This is a genomic window from Pseudomonas sp. NBRC 111133 (assembly GCF_001320605.1).
Classification (GTDB): Bacteria; Pseudomonadota; Gammaproteobacteria; order Pseudomonadales; family Pseudomonadaceae; genus Aquipseudomonas; species Aquipseudomonas monteilii.
The window spans coordinates 69,302-96,270 of sequence record NZ_BCBJ01000026.1 but is presented as its reverse complement, the minus strand read 5'-3'; the positions used below and the strand labels follow the sequence as shown (position 1 = coordinate 96,270).

The following is a 26,969-nucleotide window of genomic DNA, read 5'->3' as shown; positions in this document are numbered from 1 at the left end:
TCAGTGCTCCCGGCTGGCGAAGTCGATGCGTGGATCGACCAGGGTGTAGGTCAGGTCGCCGATCAGTTTCACCACCAGCCCCAGCAGGGTGAAGATGAACAGGGTGCCGAAGACCACCGGGTAGTCGCGGTTGATGGCCGCTTCGAAACTCATAAGCCCCAGGCCGTCGAGGCTGAAGATCACCTCGATCAGCAAGGAGCCGGTGAAGAAGATGCCGATGAACGCCGAAGGGAAGCCGGCGATCACCAACAGCATGGCATTGCGGAACACGTGGCCATACAGCACCCGTGGCCGGCTCAGGCCTTTGGCCTTGGCGGTGACCACGTATTGTTTGTTGATCTCGTCGAGGAAGCTGTTCTTGGTCAGCAGGGTCATGGTGGCGAAGTTGCCGATGACCAGTGCGGTGATCGGCAGCACCAGGTGCCAGAAGTAGTCCAGCACCTTGCCGGTGGTGCTCAGCTCGTCGAAATTGTTGGAGGTGAGGCCGCGCAGCGGGAACCAGTCGAAATAGCTGCCGCCGGCGAACAGCACGATCAGCAGGATGGCGAACAGGAACGCTGGGATGGCGTAGCCGACGATGATTGCCGAGCTGGTCCACACGTCGAAGTGGCTGCCGTGGCGCACCGCCTTGGCGATGCCCAGCGGGATCGAGATCAGGTACATGATCAGCGTGCTCCACAGCCCCAGCGAGATCGACACGGGCATTTTCTCGATAATCAGGTCGACGACCTTGGCATCGCGGAAGAAGCTGTCGCCGAAGTCCAGCCGGGCGTAGTTCTTGATCATGATCCACAAGCGTTCGGGCGGCGACTTGTCGAAGCCGTACATGCGCTCGATTTCGGCGATCAGCGCCGGGTCCAGGCCCTGGGCGCCGCGGTAGTTGGAGCCGGCCACGGAGACTTCGGCACCGCCACCGGCAATGCGGCTGGTGGCGCCTTCGAAACCTTCGAGCTTGGCGATCATCTGCTCGACCGGGCCGCCGGGGGCGGCCTGGACGATGATGAAGTTGATGATCAGGATGCCGAACAGGGTCGGGATGATCAGCAGCAGGCGGCGCAGGATGTAGGCCAGCATCTTAGTTGGCCTCGTCCGCAGGGGCTTCGCTGACCGCCGGGGTTACCCCGGGCTTGATCCACCAGGTATCGATCCCGATGTCGTACTTGGGCGAAACATCCGGGTGGCCGATGTGGTTCCAGTAGGCCACGCGCCAGGTCTTGATGTGCCAGTTGGGGATCACGTAGTAGCCCCACAGCAGCACCCGGTCGAGGGCGCGGCAGTGGTCGACCAGGCTCTGGCGCGAATCGGCGTTGATCAGCTCTTCCACCAGTTGGTCGATAGCCGGGTCGCGCAGGCCGATGAAGTTGCGGCTGCCGGGGTTGTCGGCGGCGGCGCTGGACCAGAACTCGCGCTGCTCGTTGCCCGGCGAGTTGGACTGCGGGTAGCCGCCAACGATCATGTCGTAGTCACGCGAACGCAGGCGGGTGATGTACTGGGAAACGTCGACCCGACGGATGTTCAGGTCGATGCCGAGGTCGGCAAGGTTACGCTTGAACGGCAGCAGGATGCGTTCGAACTCGGTTTGTGCCAGCAGGAACTCGATGCTGACCGGTTTACCCTGCGCGTCGACCATCTTGTCGTCGACGATTTTCCAACCGGCTTCCTGAAGCAGCTTGTAGGCCTGGCGCTGTTGCTCGCGGATCATGCCGCTGCCATCGCTGACCGGGTTCTTGAAGGCCTCGGTGAAGACCTGTTCGGGGACTTTGCCACGCAGCGGTTCGAGGATCTTCAGCTCGCTGGCGCTGGGCAGGCCCTGGGCGGCCATTTCCGAGTTGTCGAAGTAGCTGCCGGTGCGGGTGTAGGCGCCGTTGAACAGCTGTTTGTTGGTCCACTCGTAGTCCAGCAGCAGGCTCAGGGCCTGGCGCACGCGTATGTCCTGGAACACCGGGCGGCGGATATTGAAAATGAAACCTTGCATGCCGGTGGGGTTGCCGTTGGGCAGCTCTTCCTTGATCAGGCGGCCGTCGCGCACGGCGGGCACGTTGTAAGCGGTGGCCCAGTTTTTTGCACTGACCTCCAGCGCGTAGTCGAACGCCCCGGCCTTGAGTGCTTCCAGCGCGACAGTGGTGTCGCGGTAGGCGTCGAACGTCATGGCATCGAAGTTATAGAACCCGCGGTTGATCGGCAGGTCCTTGGCCCAGTAATCCTTGACCCGCTCGTAGCGCACCGAGCGCCCGGCTTTTACATCGGCGACCTTGTACGGCCCGCTGCCCAGCGGGATTTCCAGGTTGCCGCGGTTGAAGTCGCGGTTTGCGTACCAGTGCTTGGGCAGCACTGGCAGTTGGCCGAGAATCAGCGGCAGCTCGCGGTTACCCTTGTGCTTGAACGTGAACAGCACCTTGAGCGGGTCTTCGGCGACCACCTCGGCGACGTCGGCATAGTACTGGCGGTACAGCGGCGCACCGTCCTTGATCAACGCGTTGAAGGTGAATACCACGTCTTCGGCACGCATCGGGTGGCCGTCGTGGAAGCGCGCTTCGGGGCGCAGGTAGAAGCGCACCCAGCTGTTGTCGGGGGCCTTTTCGATCTTGCCGGCCACCAGGCCGTATTCGGTGAACGGCTCGTCCTGGCTCTGGCGCATCAGGGTGTCGTAGATGATGCTGATGTTCTCGGCCGACACGCCTTTGTTGATGAACGGGTTGAGGCTGTCGAAGCCGCCGAAGCTGGACTGGCGGAAGGTACCGCCCTTGGGCGCATCCGGGTTGACGTAGTCGAAGTGCTTGAAGTTGGCGGGATACTTGGGGGGCTCGTCATACAGGGTGAGCGCGTGTTGCGGTGCGGCCAGGGCGGGAAGGCTCAGGCAGGCGAGCAACAGGCTGCCTGCCAGCCGGCGCAGTGGGTGCGTTGGCGTCATTGGGCTTTCTCCGAAGTCTTGATCCACCAGCTGTTCAGCCCCAGGGTGTAGGGCGGCGTGGTGACGAAGGCGAACCGGTTGCGGTAGGCCAGGCGATGATTGTCGAGGTACCAGTTGGGGATCATGTAGTACTGCCATGAAAGCACACGGTCCAGGGCGCGGGCGGCGGCGATCTGGTCGTCGCGGGTACGCGCAGCCAGCAGGGTGTCGAGCAGGTGGTCGACCACCGGGTCCCTGACCCCCGCATAGTTCTTGCTGCCCTTGGTGGCGGCCTGGCTGGAATGGAAGTACAGCCACTGTTCGAGGCCGGGGCTAAGGGTCTGGTTCAGGGTCATCAGAATCATGTCGAAATCGAACTGGTCCAGGCGTTGTTTGTACTGGGCGCGGTCCACGGTGCGCAAGCGCGCATCGATGCCGATGCTGGACAGATTTTCGACATAAGGTTGCAGGATGCGTTCAAGGTTGGGGTTTACCAGCAGCAGTTCCATGCGCAACTGCTGGCCCTTGCTGTCGACCAGGCGCTGGCCATTGAGCTTCCAGCCGGCCTCGGCAAGCAGGCCCAGGGCCTGGCGCAGGGTCTGGCGGCTGATGCCGCGGCCATCGGTCTGGCTGACCTTGTAGGGTTCGCTGAACAGCTTGGCCGGCAGCTGGTCGCGGAACGGAGCCAGCAACAACCATTCCTTGCCGGTGGGCAGGCCGCTGGCGGCGAACTCGCTGTTGGGGTAAAAGCTGGTCGAGCGACGGTAGGCGCTGCTGAACAGGGCGCGGTTGGTCCACTCGAAGTCGAGCATCAGCCCCAGCGCCTGGCGCACCCGTGGGTCGCTGAAGGTGGCGCGGCGGCTGTTCATGAAAAGGCCCTGGGTTTGCGTCGGGATCTGGTGCGGGATCTGGGCCTTGATGACCTCGCCACGGCGCACGGCCGGGAAGTTGTAGCCGTTGGCCCAGTTCTTGGCCTGGTGCTCGATATAGATGTCGAATTCGCCGGCCTTGAAGGCTTCGAAGGCAACGGTGGCGTCGCGGTAGAACTCGTACTCCACGCGCTTGAAGTTGTACTTGCCACGGTTGACTGCCAGGTCCTTGCCCCAGTAGTTCTTCACCCGCTCGAACACCAGCCGGCGGCCGGGCTGAACTTCGGTGATGCGGTAGGGGCCGCTGCCCAGCGGTGGCTCGAAGGTGGTCGCCTTGAAATCGCGCTTTTGCCAGTAGTGCTTGGGCAGCACCGGCATCTCGCCCAGGCGCAGGATCAGCAGCGGGTTGCCGGCGCGCTTGAACACGAAGCGGATACGCAGCGGTCCGAGGATGTCCACCCGTTGCACTTCCTGCAGGTTGGTGCGGTAGATCGGGTGGCCGTCCTTGAGCAGGGTGCGGTAGGAAAAGGCCACGTCTGCCGAGGTGATCGGCTGGCCGTCATGCCAGCGGGCTTCCGGGCGCAGGTTGAACACGACCCAGCTGCGATCTTCGCTGTACTCCACCGAGCGGGCGATCAGGCCGTAGCTGGAGGTCGGCTCGTCGCCGGACGGGTCGTACTGGCCGGTGCCGACCATCAGTGGCTCGTTCAGCTCGCTGATGCCGTATTGCTGGAAATTGGGCGTGGTAATCGGGCTCGACCCCTTGAAAGTGTAGGGGTTGAGGGTATCGAACGTACCAAAAGCCATGGCCCGCAAGGTGCCGCCTTTGGGCGCTTGCGGGTTGACCCAGTCGAAATGGGTGAAGGTGGCTGGGTACTTGAGCGTGCCGAACTGCGCGTATCCGTGGCTTTCGCTCACCATCGCGGCTGCGGGAAAGCTCAAGGCCAGGCTGAGTGACAGCAGGAGGGGACGTATCAAGTCGGCATCCGATCCAGAGGCGTTGGGCTTTGATCGGGGTACAGTAACAGCTTGGTGGGGTTGGAAAAAGAGAGCTGCAAGCTTCAAGCTTCAAGCTGCAAGAAAAAGCGGGGCGCATGCGATTTGCTTTGTTCTTGCCGCTTGTAGCTTTTCAGCTTGTCGCTTTCAATGCGAGAGGTAGACGGTCAGGGTCTGGCCTGGCTTGAGGGCGTGGCCGCTGCGCGGGTTCCAGCGCTTGAGGTGCTGCATTTCCACGTTGAAGCGCTTGGCCACCAGGTACAGCGAGTCGCCCTTGCGTACCTTGTATTGCGTGGAACGCTTACCGGATGCCGCCACCCGGTTGCCAGCGGCGCTCGGTGCACTGCCACCGCGCAGGGCCAGTACCTGGCCGGCGCGCACGCTGTTGCCGGACAGGCGGTTCCAGCGTTTGATGTCCTTGACCGACACGCGGTTGGCCTTGGCGATGGCACCCAGGTTGTCGCCACGCTTCACCCGGTAGCTACGCGCTGCAACCGGCGCCTGGGCCTCGGCCACAGCGCGGGCGAACACCGCCTTGTTCGGCTGCAGGCTCACCAGTTGCTCGGGCTTGAGGTTGGACAGGCTGTCACTCAGCAGTTGCGCCTTGGCGGTCGGTACCAGCAACTGTTGCGGGCCATCCACGGTCATGCGCTTCTTGAAGGCAGGGTTGAGCTGGATCAGCTCGTCTTCGTCGATGTTGGCAAAGGCTGCCACCCGTGACAGGTCGAGGCGGTCGTTGATCGCTACCGCCTCGAAGTAGGGTTCGTTGGCGATCGGGTTCAGGTTCACGCCGTAGGCTTCAGGGGTGAGCACCACCTGCGACAGGGCCAGCAGCTTGGGCACGTAGTCGCGGGTTTCCTGTGGCAGCGGCAGGTTCCAGTAGTCGGTTGGCAGGCCGAGTTTTTCGTTGCGCTCCATGGCGCGGCTGACCGTGCCTTCACCGGCATTGTAGGCGGCCAGAGCCAGCAGCCAGTCGCCGTTGAACATGTCGTGCAGGCGGGACAGGTAGTCCAGTGCCGCGTTGGTCGAGGCGGTGACGTCGCGACGACCGTCGTAGAAGTTGGTCTGGCGCAGGTTGAAGTGGCGGCCGGTGGACGGGATGAACTGCCACATGCCCGCCGCGTGGGCGCGCGAGTAGGCCATCGGGTTGTAGGCGCTTTCGATGGCTGGCAGCAGCGCCAGTTCCAGCGGCATGTCGCGCTCTTCAAGGCGCTCGACAATGTAATGCAGGTAGAGGCTGCCACGCTCGCCGGCGCTTTCGATGAAGCTCGGGTTGCTGGCGAACCACAGGCGTTGCTGCTCGATACGCGGGTTGACGTCGATGCCATCCTGCAGCGCGAAGCCCTGGCGCATGCGCTCCCAGACATCCTGCGGTGCCTGCTCGGCCGGCTTGACCAGCAGCGGTGAAGGTTTGTGCTTGATCCGCGCCTGGTAGTTGTGCGCGCGAACGCTTTCGGATTCGTCGAGCTGACGGGTGCTCTGGCAGCCCACCAAGGTGGCGGCCAGGGCCAGCGCACTGATTTGGGCCAGGCGCGTCAGGGCGACGGAATGAGAGGTTCTGCGGCTACGGGAAGACATCGGCTGACACAGGTATCCGGGCGAAAAATTTCGGCGATTCTAGAAACCGCTCCGGACCTGGTCAACCTTTGACCATCACTTGCGATATATCTTGCGGTTATCAGAAGGTGTCCTTCCAAGACCTCAAGGCAGCAAAAACAGTGACCTGCGAGTCGTTTGGATGTCCCTTCCATTCGTCTGCTTTTTGTTTAACTAATGTTTCAGAGGTGCGCAGGAAGGGGTTGGTCAGCCGTTCCAGGCCAATGGTTGATGGCAAGGTGATGCGATTGTCGGCGCGCAAACGGGTAACGTCCTCGAACCGCTTTATAACGTGCGGGTTGGTGGGTTCCACCGCCTTGGCAAAACGCAGGTTGCTGAGGGTGTATTCGTGGGCGCAGTACACTTCTGTTTGCGCCGGCAGCGCCGCTAGCCGGGCGAGGGCGGGTTGCATCTGTTCGGGTGTACCCTCGAACATGCGACCGCATCCGGCGGCGAACAGGGTGTCGCCGCTGAACAGCACGGGCGTTGCCGGCTGGTCGCTGAAAAACGCGATATGCCCCAGGGTGTGGCCGGGTACTGCCAGCACCTGGAAGGTTACGCCCAGCACGGTAACCTGATCGCCTTCGTCCAGCGCCAGGTCGCGGCAGGGGATACGTTCGTGGGCCGGGCCGCAGACACGCGCATCGGTCAGTTGCTTGAGCCGTTCCACGCCGCCGACATGGTCGTTGTGGTGGTGGGTAATCAGGATATCGCTGAGCACCCACTCGGGATTGGCCGCCAGCCAGCGTTCCACCGGGCCGGCGTCACCTGGGTCGACCACCGCGCAGCGGCGTTTGGCAGTATCCTGTAACAACCAGATGTAGTTGTCGGAGAAAGCGGGGAGAGCATCGATCTGTATCATGGTGCGGATCCGATTCGCCTAGCGTGGGACATGAGGGCATCTTAGCCGCGATGGCGCGGTGCGAGAACCTTCGAGGGAGAGCGCAATGACCGACCAAGCCTTTGCCCAGGCCGACCCGGACTGGGTCAAGCTTATCAGCCTGGCCCGTGAGTGGTTCAACGGCCCACTCGGCCAGCTGATGCTCAAGGAGGAGGAAAAACTGCTGGAAGAAGAGCTGGGCCGCTTCTTCGGCGGGTACCTTGTGCATTACGGGCCTTGTGCCGAGCCGCCACCGAGCGCGCCCCAGGTGCAGCGCAACGTGCGCCTCGGCGCGCCGCTGCCTGGGGTGGAGATTGTGTGCGAGGAACAGGCCTGGCCGCTGAGCGAGCATGCTGCCGACGTGGTGGTGCTGCAACATGGCCTGGATTTCTGCCTCTCGCCCCATGGCCTGCTGCGCGAGGCCGCCAGCGCCGTGCGCCCGGGCGGGCATCTGCTGATTGTCGGGATCAACCCGTGGAGCAGCTGGGGCATGCGCCATTTCTTCAGCCACGGGGCGTTGCGCAAGGCCCGCTGCATCTCGCCGTCGCGGGTGGGGGACTGGCTCAACCTGCTGGGCTTCGCGCTGGAGAAACGCCGCTTCGGGTGCTATCGTCCGCCGCTTGCCTCACCGGCCTGGCAGCAACGCCTGGAGGGCTGGGAACGGCTGGCAGGTGGCTGGCAAAGCTCGGGTGGCGGCGTGTACCTGCTGGTGGCGCGCAAGATGGTGGTCGGCCTGCGGCCGCTGCGCCCGGAGCGCCGCGAACCGATGGGCAAGTTGCTGCCGCTGCCGCTGGCCAAGGTCAACCGCACGGCGGTGAACCCTGATACTGAAAAGCACTGAACATGAGTGGTACATGAGCGAAAGCGTCGAGATGTTTACCGATGGTGCCTGCAAGGGCAACCCCGGCCCGGGTGGTTGGGGCGTCCTGATGATCTACAAGGGCGTCGAGAAGGAACTGTGGGGCGGCGAACGTGACACCACCAACAATCGCATGGAGCTGATGGCCGCGATCCAGGGGTTGATGGCGTTGAAGCGTGAATGCGAAGTGGTGTTGACCACCGACTCGCAGTACGTGATGAAGGGCATCAACGAGTGGATGGTCAACTGGAAGAAGCGCGGCTGGAAGACGGCGGCCAAGGAGCCGGTGAAGAATGCCGACCTGTGGCAGCAACTGGATGAGCAGGTCAACCGCCACAAAGTGACCTGGAAGTGGGTGCGCGGCCATATCGGTCACCCCGGCAACGAACGCGCCGACCAGCTGGCCAACCGTGGCGTGGACGAAGTGCGCGCCCAGCGTTGAGCTGGGGTACAATTGCCGCCTTTGTAACTGATGCAAGTTGGAGCGCCCCGCGTGGAGCAGCAGCAAGATAAGCGGTTCGTCATTCTCGATACCGAAACCACGGGTATGCCGGTCAGCGAAGGCCACCGGATCATCGAGATCGGCTGTGTCGAAGTCATCGGCCGGCGCCTGACCGGGCGGCACTTCCACGTTTACCTGCAGCCGGACCGCGAGAGTGACGAGGGCGCGATCAACGTCCACGGCATCACCGATGCCTTCCTGGTCGGCAAACCGCGCTTTGGCGATGTAGCTGAGGAGTTCTTCGAGTTCATCCAGGGCGCTACCCTGGTCATCCACAACGCGGCGTTCGACGTTGGCTTCATCAACAACGAATTCGCCTTGCTCGGCCAGCACGACCGTGCGGACGCTTCGCAGTATTGCACCATCCTCGATACCCTGCTGTTGGCACGTTCGCGTCACCCGGGGCAGCGCAACAGCCTCGATGCGTTGTGCAAACGCTACGATATCGACAACTCGGGCCGTGAACTGCACGGCGCACTGCTCGACTCGGAACTGCTGGCAGACGTCTACCTGGCGATGACCGGTGGCCAGACCAGCCTGTCGCTGGCTGGTCATGGGGCAGACGCCGAAGGTGACGGGCAGGGGGCTGTAGGTAGCGAGATCCGCCGGATTACCGGGCGTGCGCCGGGGCGGGTGATCATGGCCAGTGCCGAAGAGCTGGAGGCGCATGCCGAGCGCCTGGCGGCCATTGCCAAGTCGTCGGGTGGGCCTTCCATGTGGCAAGCCTTGACCGAGACACCTGCTGGTTGATTCTTAGCCTGTACCGGCCTCTTCGCGGGCACGCCCGCTCGCACAGGGATCTCACAAAGCCTGAGCAAGTGGGGTTCTTGTGGGAGCGGGCGTGCCCGCGAAGAGGCCGGCCCTGAAAACACAGGTTCAACTACCCTGAAATGGACGCCCTGTCCTTCGGAGGTAGCCACCTGATGTACAAGGACCTCAAGTTCCCCATCCTCATCGTCCACCGCGCCATCAAGGCTGACAGCGTCGCCGGCGAGCGCGTGAGGGGCATTGCCGAGGAACTGCGCCAGGACGGCTTTGCCATCCTCGCTGCCGCCGACCACGCCGAAGCGCGGCTGGTCGCCGCCACCCACCACGGCCTGGCCTGCATGCTGATCTCCGCCGAAGGCGCCGGCGAAAATACCCACCTGTTGCAGAACATGGCCGAGCTGATCCGCCTGGCTCGCCTGCGTGCACCCAACCTGCCGATCTTCGCCCTGGGTGAGCAGGTCACCCTGGAAAACGCCCCTGCCGAGGCCATGAGCGAGCTCAACCAGCTGCGCGGCATCCTGTACCTGTTCGAAGACACCGTACCGTTTCTTGCCCGCCAGGTGGCGCGTGCCGCACACACCTACCTCGATGGCCTGTTGCCGCCTTTCTTCAAGGCGCTGGTGCAGCACACCGCGCAATCCAACTATTCCTGGCACACCCCGGGCCATGGTGGTGGCGTGGCCTACCATAAAAGCCCGGTAGGCCAAGCCTTTCACCAGTTTTTCGGGGAAAACACGCTGCGCTCCGATCTGTCGGTTTCGGTGCCGGAGCTGGGGTCGCTGCTTGACCACACCGGCCCCTTGGCTGAAGCCGAGGCCAGGGCTGCCCGCAACTTTGGCGCCGACCATACCTTCTTCGTCATCAATGGCACCTCTACGGCCAACAAGATCGTCTGGCACGCCATGGTCGGCCGTGACGATCTGGTGCTGGTGGACCGCAACTGCCACAAGTCGGTGGTCCACGCGATCATCATGACCGGCGCCATTCCGTTGTACTTGTGCCCAGAGCGTAACGAACTGGGCATCATCGGCCCGATCCCGCTCAGCGAGTTCAGCCCTGAGGCGATCCAGGCGAAGATCCAGGCCAACCCGCTCGCCCGTGGCCGGGCGCCGCGTATAAAGCTGGCGGTGGTGACCAACTCCACCTATGACGGCCTGTGTTACCACGCAGGGCTGATCAAGCAGACCTTGGGCAGCAGTGTCGAGGTGCTGCACTTCGACGAGGCCTGGTTTGCCTATGCGGCGTTTCATGACTTCTTCACCGGGCGTTATGCCATGGGCACTGCCTGCGCGGACGATAGCCCGCTGGTGTTCAGTACCCATTCCACCCACAAGCTGCTGGCGGCGTTCAGCCAGGCTTCCATGATCCATGTGCAAGACGGGGCCAGGCGCCAACTGGACCGCGACCGCTTCAACGAAGCGTTCATGATGCACATATCGACCTCGCCGCAGTACAGCATCCTTGCTTCGCTGGACGTGGCCTCGACCATGATGGAAGGGCCGTCCGGGCGCTCGCTGCTGCAAGAAATGTTCGACGAGGCACTGAGCTTTCGCCGTGCCCTGGCCAATCTGCGCGAACACATTGCCGCAGATGATTGGTGGTTCAGTATCTGGCAACCGCCGAGCGCTGAAGGTATTCACCATCTGCAAGCGCAGGACTGGTTGTTGCAACCCGGCGCAGAGTGGCATGGCTTTGGCGAGGTGGTGGACGACTACGTGCTGCTCGACCCGCTGAAGGTAACCCTGGTGATGCCGGGCCTTAGTGCGGGTGGTGTGCTGGACGAGCACGGTATCCCGGCAGTGGTGGTCAGCAAGTTTCTCTGGGAGCGGGGGCTGGTGGTGGAAAAAACCGGCCTGTACAGCTTTCTGGTGTTGTTCTCCATGGGCATCACCAAGGGCAAGTGGAGCACGTTGCTGACCGAGTTGCTGGAGTTCAAGCGCCACTACGATGGCAATACTGCCCTGAGCAGCTGCTTGCCGAGTGTGGTGGCCGCCGATGCATCACGCTACCGGGGGATGGGCCTGCGCGACCTGTGCGACCAGTTGCATGGCTGCTACCGCAGCAACGCCACGGCCAAGCAACTCAAGCGCCTGTTCACGCGCTTGCCAGAGGTGGCCGTGAGCCCGGCCCAGGCCTATGACCAGATGGTGCGTGGAGAGGTGGAGGCGGTGCCGATCGAGGTACTGCTGGGGCGTGTGGCGGCAGTCATGCTGGTGCCGTACCCGCCTGGCATTCCGTTGATCATGCCGGGGGAGCGGTTCACCGAGGCGACCCGCTCGATACTCGACTACCTGGCCTTTGCCCGGGCGTTCAACCAAGGGTTTCCCGGTTTTGTCGCCGACGTGCATGGCCTGCAGAACGAGAGTGGTGGCTACACCGTGGACTGCATCAAGGAATGCGAATGATCTCGACACCGGAGCGTGCCAGTTCGAAACGGTTTTCACCCAGGTGGTTGACCTTGTCGCCGATGGCCAGACGGTAAGTGGTGATGGGGGCGCCCAGCGTGCTGCCGTCCAGTTGCAGGGTGGACTCCTGGAACTCGTGCACGGGGTAGATACGGCCTTCGGCATCACGGGCGTGGAATTGGCCGACCATTACTGCTGCCATTTGGGTGGAAACCTCTGAATTGCGTAGGAAATGTATGCAGGAATAGACCGTGGAACAACCGCGGAAGTTTTCGCCTTGCACAAAAAAAAACGAAGCGCCGAGGAACGGTCATCTATAACTACAACGTCCCTTTACCCAGCACAGGATGGAAATTGCCATGAGCCAGGTGTATTCGGTAGCAGTTGTCGTCGGCAGCTTGCGCAAGCAGTCCTACAACCGTAAGGTCGCCCGCGCACTTTCGGAGCTGGCGCCGTCCAGCCTAGCCCTGAAGATTGTCGAGATTGGCGATTTGCCGTTGTACAACGAGGACGTCGAGGCCGAAGCGGTGCCCAAGGCGTGGGAGCGTTTTCGCAAAGAGATCCGCGACAGTGATGCCGTGCTGTTCGTCACGCCGGAATACAACCGCTCGGTGCCGGGTTGCCTGAAAAATGCCATTGATGTGGGCTCGCGACCCTACGGGCAAAGTGCATGGAGCGGCAAGCCGACGGCGGTGGTGAGTGTGTCGCCGGGGGCCATTGGCGGCTTTGGTGCCAACCATGCCGTGCGTCAGTCGTTGGTGTTCCTGGACATGCCTTGCATGCAGATGCCTGAGGCCTATATCGGCGGCGCAGCAAGCCTGTTCGAGGACTCGGGCAAGCTCAACGACAAGACCCGACCGTTCTTGCAGGCGTTTGTCGACAAGTTTGCTTCGTGGGTGAAGTTGAACAGGGCGGTTTGATACCTGCTCATCCGGGGCTGATTTCATTGGGGCCGCGTAGCGGCCCCTGCTGTTTAGCGGAAGCTGTAGGAAACGCCTGCATACACGCCAAACCCTTCGCCTGGTGTCAGGCGGGCTTTATCATTTTCAGTGGTAACGGTGGCGATAGGTGATACCGTCGCCGCATAGCGCTTGTTGGTCAGGTTGCGTAGATCCAGCCAGGTCTGCCAGTCCTGCTTCGGTGAATCCCAGCCAAGGCGCGCGCCGAGCAAGGCATATTCATCGGCGTGGTAGCTGTTGGCGTAGTCCACCTGCACTTTGGACGCCATCTGAGTATTCACCCCTGCATAGAACCCGCTCGGCCAGTCATAGCGCAATTCGGCCTGGTAGTAGTGCATGGGGATGCCCGGCAGGCGGTTGTCACCGAACGTGTCGTCATCGCGGTAGTGGAAGTCACTGAAGGTGTAGGCCTGGCGCAGGCTGAGCCTGCCGGTGCCGCTGCGTTCCCACAGGGTACTGTCCAGGCCCGCTTCCACGCCTTGGTGCACGGTGGCGCTGGCGTTGAACTCCTTGGCAGGGGCGCCTTGCACGATTTCCACCGCCAACAATTCATGGCGAACCTGTGAGTAGTACCACGCCAAATCCCAATGCCCGAATGCCGATTCGCCGCGTGTGCCCAATTCCAGTGTGGTGGCCGTCTGGTTTTGCATTTCGATCGGTTGGTTGGCTGTGGGCGCACTCCAGATCAGGGCCCAGGGATGCGGCGGCTCTACCGAGCGGCTGAGGTTGCCGTACACCTGCAGGTCTGGGCGGACGTCGTAGCGCAACCCCAGGCGAGGGGCATAATCCCAGTCATGCATGCTCACCTTGCCGCCTTCGGCAGGGTAGGTCACGTCACTCTCGCGGCGGGTGTAGATCATCGCCAGGCCGGTGGTCAGCCACAGGTTGGGAGCCAGTTCCAGGTCGTTGCCGGCATGCAGCACGGTGTCCGAGCCCTGATAGGTGAAGTCGCGGGTGCGTGGACCGAACACGTCACCACTGCGCGCGAACTGTGACGCGCCACTGTTGGGCAGGTGCTTGGTAGTACGCCAGCCGACGGTGGTTTTGCTCTCGTGGCCGAACAGGGTGTCGCGGCGCGAGTAGTTCAGCGTACCGCTGACATCGGTGTAGGCCACCTTCAGGCGCATCGGGCCTTCACGCAGGTCCATCGGGTAGTCGTGGTAGACCAGCCCGGCTTCCAGGCGCGCATCGTCGTCGAGGTAGAAGGTGGTCTTGTTGGCGACCCAGGTGCTGCCCGGTTGCGGGCGGCTGTCGTCGCGGGCCAGGTAGGCCGGGTTGGCCACGCGTGGGTGGTGCTTGATCTGGTCCTTGGTCAGGCGCCCGGCCAGTTCGTTTTCGGTTTCTCGGTAGCGCAGGTAAAAGCGGGTTTCCAAGTTGGGGTTGAAGCGGTAGCCGATGTTGGCGGCGATGCCTTTGGCGCTGCCGCTGCTGTGTGCCTGGTAGCCGTCATATTCGGAATCGGTCAGGGCCACGTAGTAGTCGAGGTTGCCCAGTACCTGGCCGGAGCTGATATGCCGGTGCTGGTAGCCACGGCTGCCGACCTCATAGCGCACTTGCAACGGCGCGGCGTCGTAGCCGGTGTGGGTGACGTAGTTGATGGCGCCGCCGAGCGCCAGGGCGCCTTGGTCGAAGCCATTGGCGCCGCGCAGCACTTCGGCGTGGCTTAGCCACAGCGGTTCGAACAGCTCATAGGGCGTGCCGCCCGGGCCGGTCAAGGGCAGGCCGTCGAACATTGTATACACCCCGGAGCCGTGGGCACCTGGCGCGCGGTTGATGCCCGAGCCGCGGATCGACAGCTTGATGCCGTCGTTGCCCGCAGATTGGGCGAACACCCCTGGCTGGTAGGCGAGCACGTCCTGGTTGCTGGCCACCCGGCCTTGCCCCACGCGCTGCATATCCACCAGGTTGCTAGCGCCTGGTATTTCACGCAGGCGTTCGCCGGCTGCCGTCAAGTCGTTCTGCTCCTCATCGGTGATCAGCACCTGGCCCAGTTCGACCGAGGATGCCCCCAGGGTGGGCTGGGCGGCAGTCAAGGCAGCCAGCAAACCGAGGCAGGACGAGAGGGGTAAATCGGAACGCATTGTACGACTCCAGGTGAAAGGCGAATGGACAACGGCGTTGAGACGAGCGAAATGCCGCCCGGAGCACGAAGAAAGTCAGCAAATCTTGTGCAGCCTTCGTCAGACGGTTTTGTACGAAAGTTCATTACAAGCCGCAGCAGTGGAGCGATGCGGTATGCGCTTCGTAAGGTGACTGCAGATCGGCAGCGATGCCTCGCTCAATCACCCGTGGAGTACAAGCATGACTGACAACGCACGACACCCGCAGCAACCCCCGGCGGACGCCCCGGTTCGCCTGACGCCTCGTGAACGCCAAGTGCTGTTGTGGTGCGCCTACGGCAAAAGTTCGTGGGAAATAGGCCGGATCCTTGACTGCAAGGAGTCGACGGTGAACTTCCATGTGTCCAACATCCTGCGCAAGTTCGACGTGCCTACCCGGGTGGCTGCGGTAATCAAGGCCATTCGTTACGGCATGCTGGCTGAGCAGTGAGGGGGGTAGGGGCATGAGCAACGAACGTTTACTGCCACGCTATGCCGATAGCCATGACCCGTTCTGGCCCCGGGTAGACCTGGGCAGGCTACGCGAACGCCTGAGCGTGCTGCGGCCCGTCAGTGAGACCGCGCTGGAGGTGGCTGCACGTTGCGCCGCCATTGATGCTGCACGCGAGTTCGCGGGTTGGCGCGCAGTGCTGCGAGAGCGCGGTTACAAGCGCCTTGAGGATGTGGCCGGGCACGACCAGGGGCGCGCTTTGCGGCTGTGTTACATCCGTTTTGTCGAAGCTGCGGTCCTGTACAGCCTTGGCTCGAGCGCGTACTTGCCGACCTCCCGTCGGAGTGCTACCCATGCCTGAGAAGTCCCTTATCGACCGCTTGGTCTTGTCGCTGATCGAACTGTTGGGCGTTGATGGCAGTGTGTTGTTCGCTGCTTTGCTAGGGGCTTTGTTGGTGAGTGCTGCACGTGACCGGTTGATCACCGATGCAGCCAGACGCCTGACGCTGGGCAAGAAATTGCTGCTGGTGTTCGTGACCGTGGGGGTGGGGCACCTGTTCGAGCCGCTGGTTTCATCGCTGGCACCCTTGCTGACCCGAGGCATGGCGGCATTCGTGGCCGCCGTGGTGGTCATCCCCATCAGCCTCAAGGTCATGGTCTGGCTGGATACGCTCGACCCACGCGAGCTCATACAGCGCTGGCGCCGCCGGGGTTAGCTGCCGGTGGCCTGAGGTAGCTGGCTGCGCAGTTCGCTCAATTGTTGTTCCAGCTGCTGGATACGTTGCTTGTCCTTGATGAGCAACAGGATGGTGTGGCGGTCGTCGGGTGAGAGTGCGCGCAGGCGTTCGAGCACGTCGCCCTCCCAGCCGGCTTCACATTCGTGCCCGGGGCGCTGTGCCGTTTCACCCAGCAGTAGCCAGTCCAGGGAGCATGCATGCTGCCTGGCGATCTCCATGCAAAGTGCGTACGGGATGCTGTCGCGCACCTTCCAGCTACTGAGTGTTTGCGGGCTGATGGAAAGTGCACGGGACAGGTCGGCGTCGGACTGGGAGCGGGTAAGAAGCTTGAGGCGTGCGAGCACCTCGGTAAGTACGTGAGTACTCATAACAAATATCCATGACTGGTTTAATGATATTCCATGGGCTTAAACTACTCGTTATGAATACAGCCCTGCGTTTTAAGGAGCATTTCTGCAATGAGAACCACCAAATTGAAGAATACACCCATAGTTGCAGCCAATACTTACACACAGGCCTGCCTGGTCAATGCTAGTAGGTATTTGCCGTGAGTACTTACAAGCTGGTTTGTCCGCATTGCCACAGCCGTATGCGTATACGCACTAGCGAAGGGCGCCATATTTTCCTGCGGATCGCTTATTTGCAATGCACCACCGAGGCGTGTGGCTGGTCAGTGCGGGCCGAATTCGAAATGACCCACGAACTCTCCCCGAGTGGTATGCCCAACCCGGAAGTCTACCTGCCTTCAGCCAATGGTGATTTGCGCAAGGCCGCCTTGCCGGGTGCAGGCCAGGGTAGCCCGCTTGGGTGAGGGGCCGTTGGGTACAGGCAATAAAACGTGCAGATAAAAAAACACCCCGCCTAGGCGGGGTGTTTTGTCTTGCCAAAACTGCCGGGGTAATCAGCCGATCAGTTGCAGGCCGGCTTGCTGAACCAGTTCCAGCAGTGGCTGCGGGTACACACCCAGCACGAAGGCGAGAATGGCGATGGCCAGCAGCATGACGCCACCGGTGCGCTGTTCCCACTTCAGCGGGGCGTCGTGGCGACGCAGGTTTGGCTCGACCAGGTACAGGGTGACCATGACGCGCAGGTAGTAGTACACGCCGATGGCGCTACCGATCACCAGCGCACCGACCAGCCACCACAGGTGCGACTCGACGCCGGTGGCAATGATGTAGAACTTGCCGATGAAGCCAGCGGTCAGCGGGATACCCGCCAGCGACAGCATCATCACGGTCAGTACTGCGGTCAGGTACGGACGGCGCCAGAACAGGCCGCGGTACTCGTACAGCGCATCGGCGTCACGGCCGCCGTATGGCGAGGACATCAGGGTGATGACACCGAAGGCGCCCAGGCTGGTGATCACGTAGGTGACCAGGTACACGCCCATGGCTTCCAGGGCCAGGCCCTTGCTGGCGACCAGGGCAATGACCAGGTAACCGAAGTGGGCGATGGACGAGTAACCGAGCAGGCGTTTGAGGTTGCTCTGGGTCAGCGCCAGCAGGTTACCGATCAGGATCGAAGCGACGGCGATCACTGCCAGTACGGTGCTAAGCACGCCACTGCTGGCAGCAGGGGAGAGCATGAACAGGCGCACCACCACGGCGAATACCGCCACCTTGCTGGCGGTGGCCAGGAACGCGGCGACCGGCGCCGGGGCGCCTTCGTACACGTCCGGGGTCCACAGGTGGAACGGTACCAGCGACAGCTTGAAGGCCAGGCCAACCAGCATCATGCCCAGGCCCAGTTGGGCCACCAGGCTTGGCATGCTGGTGGTAGCCAGGGCCTTGCCGATCTGGTCGAAGCTCAGGCTACCGGCATCGGCGTACAGCAGGGCCATGCCGAACAGCAGGAAGGCGGAACCGGCAGCCGACAGCACCATGTACTTGATGCCGGCTTCCAGTGACCGCTTGTTGAAGAAGGCATACGCCACCAGGCCGTAGACCGGTACCGACAGCAGCTCCAGGCCGATGAACAGGCCGGCCAGGTGGTTGGCGCTGACCAGCACCAGGCCACCCAAGGCCGACATCAGCAGCAGCAGGTACAGTTCTTCACGGTTCCCCGGGAAGCCCTTGGACCCTTCGCCCAGGTAGGCGTGGGCCAGGGTGACGCAAGCCAGCGTCGCCACCAGAATGATCGCCATATAGAGACAGGCGAACTTGTCGATGGTGATCAGCGGGGTGACCGCCAGTGGCGCAACCTTCAGCGCCGGCAGGATCGACAGCAGGGCCAGGTTCAGGCCCACGGTGGACAGCAGGAAGGTCTGCGAGTGGTTGCGCTTCCAGGCGATCGCCAGCATCACCACCACCGTGGTGATGGTGGTGATCAGCATCGGCGCCAATGCGATAAAGTGTTGAGTGGTGAATTCCATAGCGCTCTTACCGGGCCGAAGCGAGTTGAGTGAAAGCGGAACCGAGCCACTGCTGCACACCACTCATGGTGGCGGCAGAGGTGTCGAGGAACGGCTGCGGATACACGCCCAGCAGGATCAGCAACACCGCCAGGCCCAGCACCATGACCAGCTCGCGACCGTCCATGCCGGCCAGCACGGTGTCGGACTTAGCCGGGCCGAAGTAGGCGCGGTGGATCATGATCAGCGAGTACACCGAACCGAAGACCAGGCCGGTGGTGGCGATCACGGTGATCCACGGGACATGCACGAAGCTGCCGATCAGGATCAGGAACTCGCCGACGAAGTTGCCGGTACCTGGCAGGCCCAGCGATGCCGCCGCGAAGAACAGGCTGATGGCCGGCAGGTAGGCGATGCGGTGCCACAGGCCGCCCATCTGGCGCATGTCGCGGGTGTGCAGGCGCTCATACAGCTGGCCGGACAGGATGAACAGCGCGGCAGCCGACAGGCCGTGGGCCAGCATCTGGATCACCGCGCCTTGCAGGGCCTGCTGGCTGCCGGAGTAGATGCCGATCAGCACGAAGCCCATGTGCGAGACGCTGGAGAAGGCGATCAGGCGCTTGATGTCGGTTTGTGCGAAGGCCAGGAAGGCACCGTAGAAGATACCGATCAGGCCCAGGGTCATGGCGATGGGCGCGAACTCTGCCGAGGCGTTCGGGAACAGCGGCAGTGCAAAGCGCAGCAGGCCGTAGGCCGCAGTCTTCAGCAAGATACCCGCCAGGTCCACGGAGCCTGCGGTCGGTGCCTGGGCGTGAGCGTCAGGCAGCCAGGAGTGGAACGGCACCACTGGCAGCTTCACCGCGAAGGCGATGAAGAAGCCCAGCATCAGCACGTACTCGACACCGGCTGGCAGCTCGGCCTTGAGCAGGTCGCTGTAGTTGAAGGTGAGCACGCCGGTGGTGTTGTAGTTGACCAGCACCAGGCCCAGGATCGCCACCAGCATGATCAGGCCGCTGGCCTGAGTGAAGATGAAGAACTTGGTCGCCGCGTAGATCCGGGTTTTCTTGCCGTCCGCCGAGCTGTGACCCCAGAGCGCGATGAGGAAGTACATCGGCACCAGCATCATTTCCCAGAAGAAGAAGAACAGGAACAGGTCCAGGGCCAGGAACACACCGACCACGCCGCCGAGAATCCACATCAGGTTGAGGTGGAAGAAGCCGACGTGGCGCTGGATTTCTTTCCAGGAACACAGTACCGACAGCACACCGAGCAGGCCGGTGAGCAGGATCATCAGCAGCGACAGGCCGTCGAGGGCCAGGTGGATGCTGATGCCGAAGCGCTGGATCCACTGGATTTTGTATTCCACGGCCCAGGCAGGTTCGGCGCCCGGAGCGGGGGCGAGGGTGTAGTCGCCGGTGCCCCACAGCCACAGGCCGATGCCGAGCAGCAGGGACATGGTCAGCAGCGCGATCCAGCGCGGCAGGGTGGCGCCGAAGCGCTCACCCAGCCAGCACAGGAAGCCGCCGATGAAGGGGATCAGGATCAGCCAAGGCAAAATCATGACGGGTTGGTTTCCTTTGGCAAAGTCGCAAGATTCATAGTCATACCGCAGCCACTACCACAGCGCCGAGCACCAGCACGGCACCCACGGCGATAGAGGCGGTGTACCAGCGCAGTTGGCCTGTCTCGGTCTTGCTCATGGCGACGTGGCCGCCACGCGCCATGCGAGGGATCAGGCCGATGCTGCGGTCAACCGGGTCCTTGCGCAGGATGTGGCTGATCAGCAGGTACGGTTTGACGAAGAGCTTGTCGTAGATCCAGTCGAAGCCCCAGGCGGCGAACCACCAGGCCGACAGGACGCGGCCGATGCCGCTGTTGGCAACTGCGCTGACGAAGGTGCGCTTGCCCAGGAACAGCAGGGCCGACAGCAGGATACCGGCGATGGCGATGGCACCCGAGGTGATCTCCAGCGCGTGCTTGGCTTCGCCACCGGCATGGCCGGCGCTTTCAGGCAGCACGCCTGCCAGCGGCGGGTGAATCAAGGCACCGACGGCGGTCGACAGCACGATCAGCACGCCCAGTGGCAGCCAGTGGCTGATGCCATGGCCGGCGTGGGCTTCGGTCTTGGCTTCGCCGTGGAAGGCGATGAAGATCAAGCGGAAGGTGTACAGCGAGGTCATGAACGCACCCACCAGGCCGGCGTACAGCAGGCCGGTGTTGCCGCTGGCGAAGGCTTCCCAGAGGATCTCGTCCTTGGAGTAGAAGCCCACGGTCACGATCGGCAGTGCAGCCAGGGCAGCGCCACCTACCACGAAGCTGGCGTAGGCCAGCGGCAGTTTCTTCCACAGGCCGCCCATCTTGAAGATGTTCTGCTCGTGGTGGCAGGCAACGATCACCGCACCGGAGGCAAGGAACAGCAGGGCCTTGAAGAAGGCGTGGGTCATCAGGTGGAAGATCGCCGCGTCCCAGGCACCGACGCCCAGGGCCAGGAACATGTAGCCGATCTGGCTCATGGTCGAGTAGGCGAGGATACGCTTGATGTCGGTCTGTACCAGCGCGGCGAAGCCGGCCAGCACCAGGGTCACACCACCGACAACGCCTACCAGGTGCAGGATGTCCGGCGCCAGCAGGAACAGGCCGTTGGTGCGGGCGATCAGGTACACGCCTGCGGTCACCATGGTCGCGGCGTGGATCAGCGCCGAAACCGGGGTCGGGCCTGCCATCGCGTCGGCCAGCCAGGTCTGCAGTGGCAGCTGGGCCGATTTACCGACCGCACCGCCCAGCAGCATCAGGGTTGCCAACACCATCCAGGTGTCGCCCGCCTGGAACTTCTGCGGTGCCAGCACCAGCAGTTCCTGCACGTTCAAGGTACCCAGCTGGGCGAACAGGATGAACAGGCCAATGGCCATGAACACGTCGCCGATACGGGTGACGATGAAGGCCTTGAGTGCCGCGTTACCGTTGTTGCGGTTGCTGTAGTAGAAACCGATCAACAGGTACGAGCACAGGCCCACGCCTTCCCAGCCGAAGTAGATGAACAGCAGGTTATCGCCCAGGATCAGGAACAGCATGCTGGCGATGAACAGGTTGGTGTACGAGAAGAAGCGCGAGTAGCCGGCTTCGCCACGCATGTACCAGGAGGCGAACAGGTGGATCAGGAAGCCCACGCCAGTGACCACGCCCAGCATGGTGACCGACAGGCCATCCAGGTACAGGGTGAAGTTCGGCGCAAAGCCGTCCACCGACATCCACTGCCACAGCAGCTGGCTGTACGCGCCGCCTTCAGGCGGGGCGACGTTGAATTGCCAGATGACGTAGGCGGCGGTGGCCGCCGAAAGGCCCACCGAGCCGACGCCGATCAGGGCGGACAGGTTCTCCGAGAACCGCCCGCGCGAGAACGACAGCAGCAGGAAGCCGACGAGGGGGAAGACGAAAGTCAGGAAGAGAAGGTTCATCCGCGCATCTCACTGGCAGCATCGATGTCGAGAGTGTGGAAGCGGCGATACAGTTGCAGCAGGATGGCCAGGCCAATACTGGCCTCGGCGGCTGCCAGGCTGATCACCAGAATGAACATCACCTGGCCGTCGGGCTGGACCCAACGGGCACCGGCGACGACGAACGCCAGGGCAGAGGCGTTCATCATGACTTCCAGGCTCATGAGCACGAAGAGGATGTTGCGGCGGACCATCAGGCCAACCAGACCTAAGCAGAACAGGATGCCGGCGACTGCCAGACCGTGCTCGAGAGGGATAGCACCCATGATTTACTCCTTCGCCTCGTTGCGGCCCAGGTGGAAGGCGGTGACGGCTGCAGCCAGCAGCAGCATCGACGCCAGTTCGACCACCAGCAGGTAAGGGCCGAACAGGCTGATACCCACTGCTTTCGGGCCCACGGTGGTACCGCTGATGCCAGCGCCGCTCGGGGTGGCGAACAGCACGTACAGCAGCTCTGCCAGCAGCAGGGCGCCGAGGATCACTGGCCCGACCCAGATGCCGGGCTTGAGCCAGCCCCGTTCCTGGGCGACCGAAGCCGGCCCCAGGTTGAGCATCATCACCACGAACACGAACAGCACCATGATGGCGCCGGCGTAGGCGATCACTTCCAGGGCGCCGGCGAACGGCGCACCCAGGGAGAAGAAGATCATGGCCACGGAAATCAGCGAAATGATCAGGTAAAGCAAGGCGTGCACGGGGTTGGTACCGGTCACCACCCGAAGGGTGGAGACCACGGCGATCCCGGATGCGAAGTAGAAAGCGAATTCCATCTTTCTGTCCTTATGGGAGCAAGCTCTTCACGTTGATCGGCTCGGCTTCGTTCTGCGCAGCGCCTTTCGGCTTGCCAGCGATGGCCATACCCGCAACACGGTAGAAGTTGTAGTCAGGGTTCTTGCCGGGGCCGGAGATCAGCAGATCTTCTTTCTCGTACACCAGGTCCTGACGCTTGAACTCGGCCATTTCGAAATCCGGCGTCAGCTGGATCGCGGTGGTCGGGCACGCTTCTTCACACAGGCCGCAGAAAATGCAACGCGAGAAGTTGATGCGGAAGAATTCCGGGTACCAACGACCGTCCTCGGTCTCGGCTTTCTGCAGCGAGATGCAGCCAACCGGGCAGGCCACCGCGCAGAGGTTGCACGCTACGCAGCGCTCCTCGCCATCGGGGTCGCGGGTGAGGACGATACGGCCGCGGTAGCGCGGCGGCAGGTAAACGGGTTCTTCGGGGTATTGCAGGGTGTCGCGCTTGCGGAACCCGTGGGAGAACACCATGGCCAGGCTGCGCAGCTGTGTGCCGGTGCCCTTAACGATGTCGCCGATATACTTGAACATGGGTCAAATCCTCACTGGGCCGCGACGGCTGGCGTGTTGTAGAGCACGATCGCAGCGGTCACCAGCAAATTGATCAGGGTCAGCGGCAGGCAGAACTTCCAGCTGAAGTCCATCACCTGGTCATAGCGTGGGCGCGGGATCGAGGCGCGCAGCAGGATGAACAGCATGATGAAGAACGCGGTCTTCAGCGCGAACCACAGGAACGACAGTTGCGGCAGGATGCCGAACGGGCCGTGCCAGCCGCCGAAGAACAGGGTTACCAGCAGCGCCGAGATGAGGATGATGCCGATGTACTCACCGACGAAGAACATGCCCCATTTCATGCCGGCATACTCGATGTGGTAGCCGTCGGCCAGTTCCTGTTCTGCTTCTGGCTGGTCGAACGGGTGACGGTGGGTCACGGCGACGCCAGCGATGAAGAAGGTGCAGAAGCCGAAGAACTGCGGAATGATGAACCACAGGTTCTGGGCCTGGTATTCAACGATGTCGCGCATGTTGAACGAGCCCACCTGCACCACCACGCCCATCAGCGCCAGGCCCAGGAACACTTCGTACGACACGGTCTGTGCCGAAGCACGCAAGCTGCCCAGCAGGGCGTACTTGTTGTTCGACGACCAGCCAGCGAACAGCACCGCGTAGACCGACAGGCCGGCCATGGCGAAGAAGAACAGCAGGCCGATGTTCAGGTCGGCAACGCCCCAGGTCGGGGTGATCGGGATGACCACGAAGGCAATGAGCAGGGCGCTCATGGCCACGACCGGTGCCAAGGTGAAAATGACGCGGTCGACGAAAGGTGGGTTCCAGTCTTCCTTGAAGAACATCTTCAGCATGTCGGCTGCAATCTGGAACATACCGAACGGGCCTACGCGGTTCGGGCCGTAACGGTCCTGCCACCAGCCCAGCAGGCGGCGCTCGACGAAGCTGAGCAGCGCGCCGCAGACCACCACCGCCAGCAGGACCACGATGGCCCGCAGCACGGTGAGGATCACGTCGATTACTTCGGGGGTGAACCAGCTCATTGTGCTGCCTCCTGCAGACCTTCGACGGATGCACCGAAGATGGCAGGCGGAATGCCGGCCAGGCCTTTCGGCAACGCGACCAGGCCTGCGCCCAGCTCTTCATTGATGCGCAGCGGCAGGCGCAGGGCCACACCGGCCACGTTCAGGCTCAGCAGGGCACCGTCGTTGACGCCCAGGCGGTCGGCTTCGGACTTGGCCAGGGCCACGTAGGCAGCCGGGATGCGTTCTTGTACCGGGGCGGCGCGCGAGGAGCTTTCTTCGCTGCCGAACAGGTGGAAGAACGGCACGGCGGTCCAAGTGCCACGGGCCGGGTTGAAGGCACCCGGAATGGCGTTGAACCAGTTCAGGCGGTCGCCTTGCGACTCGATCAGGCGCACGCCCGGGTCACCGGCACGCAGGTGGCCACCGACCTCATCCTGAAACTTGTTCCAGGCTTGTGGCGAGTTCCAGCCCGGCGACCAGGCGAACGGCACCTGCTGGCGCGGTTCGGCGGAGCCCGAGTAGCCTTCCATGGAGAAGGCGAACGCGGTGTCCTTGTCTTGCGGGGTGCGCGGTTCGTGCACGCTGATGTTGGCGCGCATGGCGGTGCGGCCGGAGTAGCGCAGCGGCTCACGGGCCAGCTTCATGCCCTTGATGCGGAACGCGGCGCTTGGGGCCGCGTTGACGATGCCGGCCAGTTGCGGGGCGGCTTCGGCGCAGGCGCTGGTGACGTGGTCCAGCTGGGTCCAGTCGACCGGCTTGTTCAGCAGGGTGGCACGCAGGGCGTGCATCCAGCGCCAGCCTTCGTGGATCTGGATGCTGCTGTCCAGGTATTGCGGGTCGAACACCTGGAAGAAGCGCTGGGCACGGCCTTCCTGGCTGACCAGGGTGCCGTCGCCTTCGGCGAACGAGGCAGCCGGCAGCACCAGGTGGGCGCGGTCGACCGTCGGGGTTTTCGAGTGGTCGGCAACGATCACCACCTTGGCCGCAGCCAGGGCTGCGTCGACCTTGGCGGCCGGTACGCGGGCGTACAGGTCGTTTTCCAGCACGACAATGGCGTCGGCCTTGCCGCTGATGACGGCGTCGAGCGCAGCATCGACGGACTCGCCACCGAGCATGGCCAGGCCGATGCTGTTGGCTTCAGGCACCACCAGGCTGAGCGAGCCGTTCTTCTCGCGCAGCTTCAGGGCCTTGGCGATGTTGGCGGCCGCTTCGATCAGCGCCGGGTCGGCCAGGGACGTACCAGCGACCACCAGTGGGCGCTTGGCCGCGACCAGGGCGTCGGCGATGCGTTGGGCCAGGGCCTTGGCTTCGTCGTCCAGGCCAGCAACGGCAGGTGCGCTCGGCTCGATGGCGTGGGCCACGGCGAAACCGATGCGGGCCAGGTCGGCCGGGGCGGCGTGTACGCACTCTTCGGCAACGTCGTCCAGCTTGGTTTCAGCCAGGGAGGCGATGAACAGCGGGTACAGCGCGTGCTGGCCGATGTTCTTCACGGCGGCGTCGAGCCACGGCTGCACTTTCATGGCTTCGGCCATGGCCTCGGCCTTGCCTTTGGTGGCCTGGCGCACGGCCAGGGCAACGCGGGCAGCGGTTTGGGTCAGGTCTTCGCCGAGCACGAACACGGCGTCGTGGTCTTCGATGTCACGCAGGGTCGGCACTGGCAGCGGGCTGTTGTTCAGCACGTTCAGGGCCAGGCGCACACGGGCCAGTTCGCCTGCTTCCATACCGGCGTAGAAGTAGTCGGCGCCGACCAGTTCACGCAGACCGTAGTTGCTTTCCAGGCTGGCGCGTGGCGAGCCGATACCGACGATGGTGCGGCCGCGCAGCAGGTCGGCGGCCTTGTCCAGGGCGGCGTCCAGGCCCAGCTTGGTGCCATCGGCCAGGTGTGGCTGGCGTGGGCGGTCCTTGCGGTTGACGTAGCCATAGCCGAAGCGGCCACGGTCGCACAGGAAGTACTGGTTGACCGAACCGTTGAAGCGGTTCTCGATACGGCGCAGTTCGCCGTAACGCTCACCCGGGCTGATGTTGCAGCCGCTGGAGCAGCCGTGGCAGATGCTCGGGGCGAACTGCATGTCCCACTTGCGGTTGTAGCGCTCGGAGTGGGTCTTGTCGGTGAACACGCCGGTCGGGCAGACCTCGGTCAGGTTGCCGGAGAACTCGCTTTCCAGCACGCCGTCTTCGACGCGGCCGAAGTACACGTTGTCGTGGGCGCCGTAGACGCCCAGGTCGGTACCACCGGCGTAGTCCTTGTAGTAGCGCACGCAGCGGTAGCAGGCGATGCAGCGGTTCATCTCATGGGCGATGAACGGGCCGAGGTCCTGGTTCTGGTGGGTACGCTTGGTGAAACGGTAGCGGCGCTCGTTGTGGCCGGTCATTACCGTCATGTCCTGCAGGTGGCAGTGACCGCCTTCCTCGCACACCGGGCAGTCGTGCGGGTGGTTGGTCATCAGCCATTCGACGACGCTGGCGCGAAACGCCTTGGACTCGTCATCGTCGATGGAGATCCAGGTGCCGTCGGAGGCAGGGGTCATGCAGGACATGACGATACGACCACGGGTGTCGTTCTCGTCGGTGTACTGCTTGACCGCGCACTGCCGGCAGGCGCCAACGCTACCAAGCGCCGGGTGCCAGCAGAAATAAGGGATGTCGAGGCCGAGTGACAGACACGCCTGTAACAGGTTGTCTGCACCGTTGACTTCGAGCGCTTTGCCGTCTACGTGGATAGTGGCCATTGTTCAAAGTTCTTCGTTGGCCCGCGTGAGCGGGCGTGGCTAATGGAAATCGGTG

Annotated in this window: 25 protein-coding genes; 9 read left to right on the top strand and 16 right to left on the bottom strand. The window is 63.0% G+C overall.

The features are described 5' to 3' along the window. The 5 genes from APH36_RS05620 to gloB all read right to left on the bottom strand — a co-directional run bounded on the left by APH36_RS05620 (position 1) and on the right by gloB (position 7,213). On the bottom strand, positions 1 to 1,074 hold the full coding sequence (locus APH36_RS05620) for a microcin C ABC transporter permease YejB (RefSeq protein ID WP_027608722.1): 1,074 nt from the start codon (positions 1,072 to 1,074) through the stop codon (positions 1 to 3). 1 nt (position 1,075) lies between these two features. Then, positions 1,076 to 2,911 (bottom strand): extracellular solute-binding protein, encoded by a 1,836-nt coding sequence (locus APH36_RS05615; protein WP_060497828.1) that lies wholly within the window; start codon positions 2,909 to 2,911, stop codon positions 1,076 to 1,078. Beyond that, the gene (locus tag APH36_RS05610; protein WP_200928651.1) at positions 2,908 to 4,737 is read right to left on the bottom strand and encodes an extracellular solute-binding protein; all 1,830 of its coding nucleotides are present in this window, start codon (positions 4,735 to 4,737) and stop codon (positions 2,908 to 2,910) included. Before APH36_RS05610 ends, APH36_RS05615 begins: the two co-directional genes overlap by 4 nt. A gap of 165 nt (positions 4,738 to 4,902) precedes the next feature. Next, positions 4,903 to 6,333 (bottom strand): lytic transglycosylase domain-containing protein, encoded by a 1,431-nt coding sequence (locus APH36_RS05605; RefSeq protein ID WP_060497826.1) that lies wholly within the window; start codon positions 6,331 to 6,333, stop codon positions 4,903 to 4,905. A 100-nt stretch (positions 6,334 to 6,433) separates the two neighbouring features. Further along, entirely contained in the window at positions 6,434 to 7,213 is a 780-nt protein-coding gene (gene gloB, locus APH36_RS05600; protein WP_060497825.1) for a hydroxyacylglutathione hydrolase, read from the bottom strand. Positions 7,214 to 7,298: 85 nt separating this feature from the next. On the opposite strand from gloB, the gene APH36_RS05595 reads away from it, so the two are divergent. From APH36_RS05595 to APH36_RS05580, 4 genes are all read left to right on the top strand, one after another. Further along, positions 7,299 to 8,072 carry a class I SAM-dependent methyltransferase gene (locus APH36_RS05595; protein ID WP_016711610.1) on the top strand — a complete coding sequence of 258 codons (774 nt, stop codon included), beginning with the start codon at positions 7,299 to 7,301 and terminating at the stop codon, positions 8,070 to 8,072. Positions 8,073 to 8,085: 13 nt separating this feature from the next. After that, positions 8,086 to 8,532, top strand: coding sequence for a ribonuclease HI (rnhA, locus tag APH36_RS05590; protein ID WP_060497824.1), 447 nt, complete (start codon positions 8,086 to 8,088; stop codon positions 8,530 to 8,532). A gap of 51 nt (positions 8,533 to 8,583) precedes the next feature. Beyond that, entirely contained in the window at positions 8,584 to 9,342 is a 759-nt protein-coding gene (gene dnaQ / locus APH36_RS05585) for a DNA polymerase III subunit epsilon (protein ID WP_060497823.1), read from the top strand. A gap of 173 nt (positions 9,343 to 9,515) precedes the next feature. Next, positions 9,516 to 11,765, top strand: a complete 2,250-nt coding sequence (locus tag APH36_RS05580) for an Orn/Lys/Arg decarboxylase N-terminal domain-containing protein (protein ID WP_060497833.1) — start codon at positions 9,516 to 9,518, stop codon at positions 11,763 to 11,765. On the opposite strand, the gene APH36_RS05575 is transcribed toward APH36_RS05580, so the two are convergent. After that, a complete protein-coding gene (locus APH36_RS05575; protein WP_016488235.1) occupies positions 11,749 to 11,967 on the bottom strand; it encodes a hypothetical protein in 219 nt (72 codons plus the stop codon). The two genes, APH36_RS05580 and APH36_RS05575, sit on opposite strands and share 17 nt — an antisense overlap. A 157-nt stretch (positions 11,968 to 12,124) precedes the next feature. Here APH36_RS05575 and chrR point away from each other — a divergent pair, with 157 nt between their 5' ends. Beyond that, positions 12,125 to 12,685, top strand: coding sequence for a class I chromate reductase ChrR (gene chrR / locus APH36_RS05570; protein WP_060497822.1), 561 nt, complete (start codon positions 12,125 to 12,127; stop codon positions 12,683 to 12,685). Between the two features lie 53 nt (positions 12,686 to 12,738). Here the strand turns inward: chrR and APH36_RS05565 are convergent, their stop codons facing one another. After that, the gene (locus APH36_RS05565) at positions 12,739 to 14,805 is read right to left on the bottom strand and encodes a TonB-dependent receptor domain-containing protein (protein ID WP_060497821.1); all 2,067 of its coding nucleotides are present in this window, start codon (positions 14,803 to 14,805) and stop codon (positions 12,739 to 12,741) included. Between the two features lie 220 nt (positions 14,806 to 15,025). Here APH36_RS05565 and APH36_RS05560 point away from each other — a divergent pair, with 220 nt between their 5' ends. The 3 genes from APH36_RS05560 to APH36_RS05550 are packed head-to-tail and all read left to right on the top strand — an operon-like array spanning position 15,026 to position 15,990. Further along, positions 15,026 to 15,274: a helix-turn-helix domain-containing protein gene (locus APH36_RS05560; protein ID WP_060497820.1), complete on the top strand. Its 249-nt coding sequence runs from the start codon at positions 15,026 to 15,028 to the stop codon at positions 15,272 to 15,274. A 13-nt stretch (positions 15,275 to 15,287) separates the two neighbouring features. Further along, positions 15,288 to 15,635 (top strand): head completion/stabilization protein, encoded by a 348-nt coding sequence (locus tag APH36_RS05555; RefSeq protein WP_060497819.1) that lies wholly within the window; start codon positions 15,288 to 15,290, stop codon positions 15,633 to 15,635. Continuing rightward, entirely contained in the window at positions 15,628 to 15,990 is a 363-nt protein-coding gene (locus tag APH36_RS05550) for a hypothetical protein (protein ID WP_060497818.1), read from the top strand. The genes APH36_RS05555 and APH36_RS05550 overlap by 8 nt, the downstream gene beginning before the upstream one ends. Here the strand turns inward: APH36_RS05550 and APH36_RS05545 are convergent. After that, positions 15,987 to 16,379, bottom strand: a complete 393-nt coding sequence (locus APH36_RS05545; RefSeq protein ID WP_060497817.1) for a helix-turn-helix domain-containing protein — start codon at positions 16,377 to 16,379, stop codon at positions 15,987 to 15,989. The genes APH36_RS05550 and APH36_RS05545 overlap by 4 nt on opposite strands. Before the next feature lie 179 nt (positions 16,380 to 16,558). On the opposite strand from APH36_RS05545, the gene APH36_RS30570 reads away from it, so the two are divergent. Beyond that, the gene (locus APH36_RS30570) at positions 16,559 to 16,822 is read left to right on the top strand and encodes an ogr/Delta-like zinc finger family protein (RefSeq protein WP_082426343.1); all 264 of its coding nucleotides are present in this window, start codon (positions 16,559 to 16,561) and stop codon (positions 16,820 to 16,822) included. 90 nt (positions 16,823 to 16,912) lie between these two features. On the opposite strand, the gene nuoN is transcribed toward APH36_RS30570, so the two are convergent. From nuoN to nuoG, 8 genes are read right to left on the bottom strand one after another with little or no spacing between them, the layout of a single operon-like run. Continuing rightward, on the bottom strand, positions 16,913 to 18,382 hold the full coding sequence (gene nuoN / locus APH36_RS05540) for an NADH-quinone oxidoreductase subunit NuoN (RefSeq protein WP_012273301.1): 1,470 nt from the start codon (positions 18,380 to 18,382) through the stop codon (positions 16,913 to 16,915). Positions 18,383 to 18,389: 7 nt separating this feature from the next. After that, positions 18,390 to 19,922 (bottom strand): NADH-quinone oxidoreductase subunit M, encoded by a 1,533-nt coding sequence (nuoM, locus tag APH36_RS05535; protein WP_060497816.1) that lies wholly within the window; start codon positions 19,920 to 19,922, stop codon positions 18,390 to 18,392. 40 nt (positions 19,923 to 19,962) lie between these two features. Beyond that, positions 19,963 to 21,816: an NADH-quinone oxidoreductase subunit L gene (gene nuoL, locus APH36_RS05530; RefSeq protein ID WP_060497815.1), complete on the bottom strand. Its 1,854-nt coding sequence runs from the start codon at positions 21,814 to 21,816 to the stop codon at positions 19,963 to 19,965. After that, on the bottom strand, positions 21,813 to 22,121 hold the full coding sequence (nuoK, locus tag APH36_RS05525; protein ID WP_003251446.1) for an NADH-quinone oxidoreductase subunit NuoK: 309 nt from the start codon (positions 22,119 to 22,121) through the stop codon (positions 21,813 to 21,815). Before nuoK ends, nuoL begins: the two co-directional genes overlap by 4 nt. 3 nt (positions 22,122 to 22,124) lie before the next feature. Next, positions 22,125 to 22,625: an NADH-quinone oxidoreductase subunit J gene (gene nuoJ / locus APH36_RS05520; RefSeq protein ID WP_060497814.1), complete on the bottom strand. Its 501-nt coding sequence runs from the start codon at positions 22,623 to 22,625 to the stop codon at positions 22,125 to 22,127. A 10-nt stretch (positions 22,626 to 22,635) separates the two neighbouring features. Next, the gene (gene nuoI, locus APH36_RS05515; RefSeq protein WP_016488223.1) at positions 22,636 to 23,184 is read right to left on the bottom strand and encodes an NADH-quinone oxidoreductase subunit NuoI; all 549 of its coding nucleotides are present in this window, start codon (positions 23,182 to 23,184) and stop codon (positions 22,636 to 22,638) included. Positions 23,185 to 23,195: 11 nt separating this feature from the next. After that, entirely contained in the window at positions 23,196 to 24,203 is a 1,008-nt protein-coding gene (gene nuoH, locus APH36_RS05510) for an NADH-quinone oxidoreductase subunit NuoH (protein WP_003251440.1), read from the bottom strand. Beyond that, a complete protein-coding gene (gene nuoG, locus APH36_RS05505; RefSeq protein ID WP_060497813.1) occupies positions 24,200 to 26,914 on the bottom strand; it encodes an NADH-quinone oxidoreductase subunit NuoG in 2,715 nt (904 codons plus the stop codon). The genes nuoH and nuoG overlap by 4 nt, the downstream gene beginning before the upstream one ends. Positions 26,915 to 26,969 lie beyond the last annotated feature (55 nt).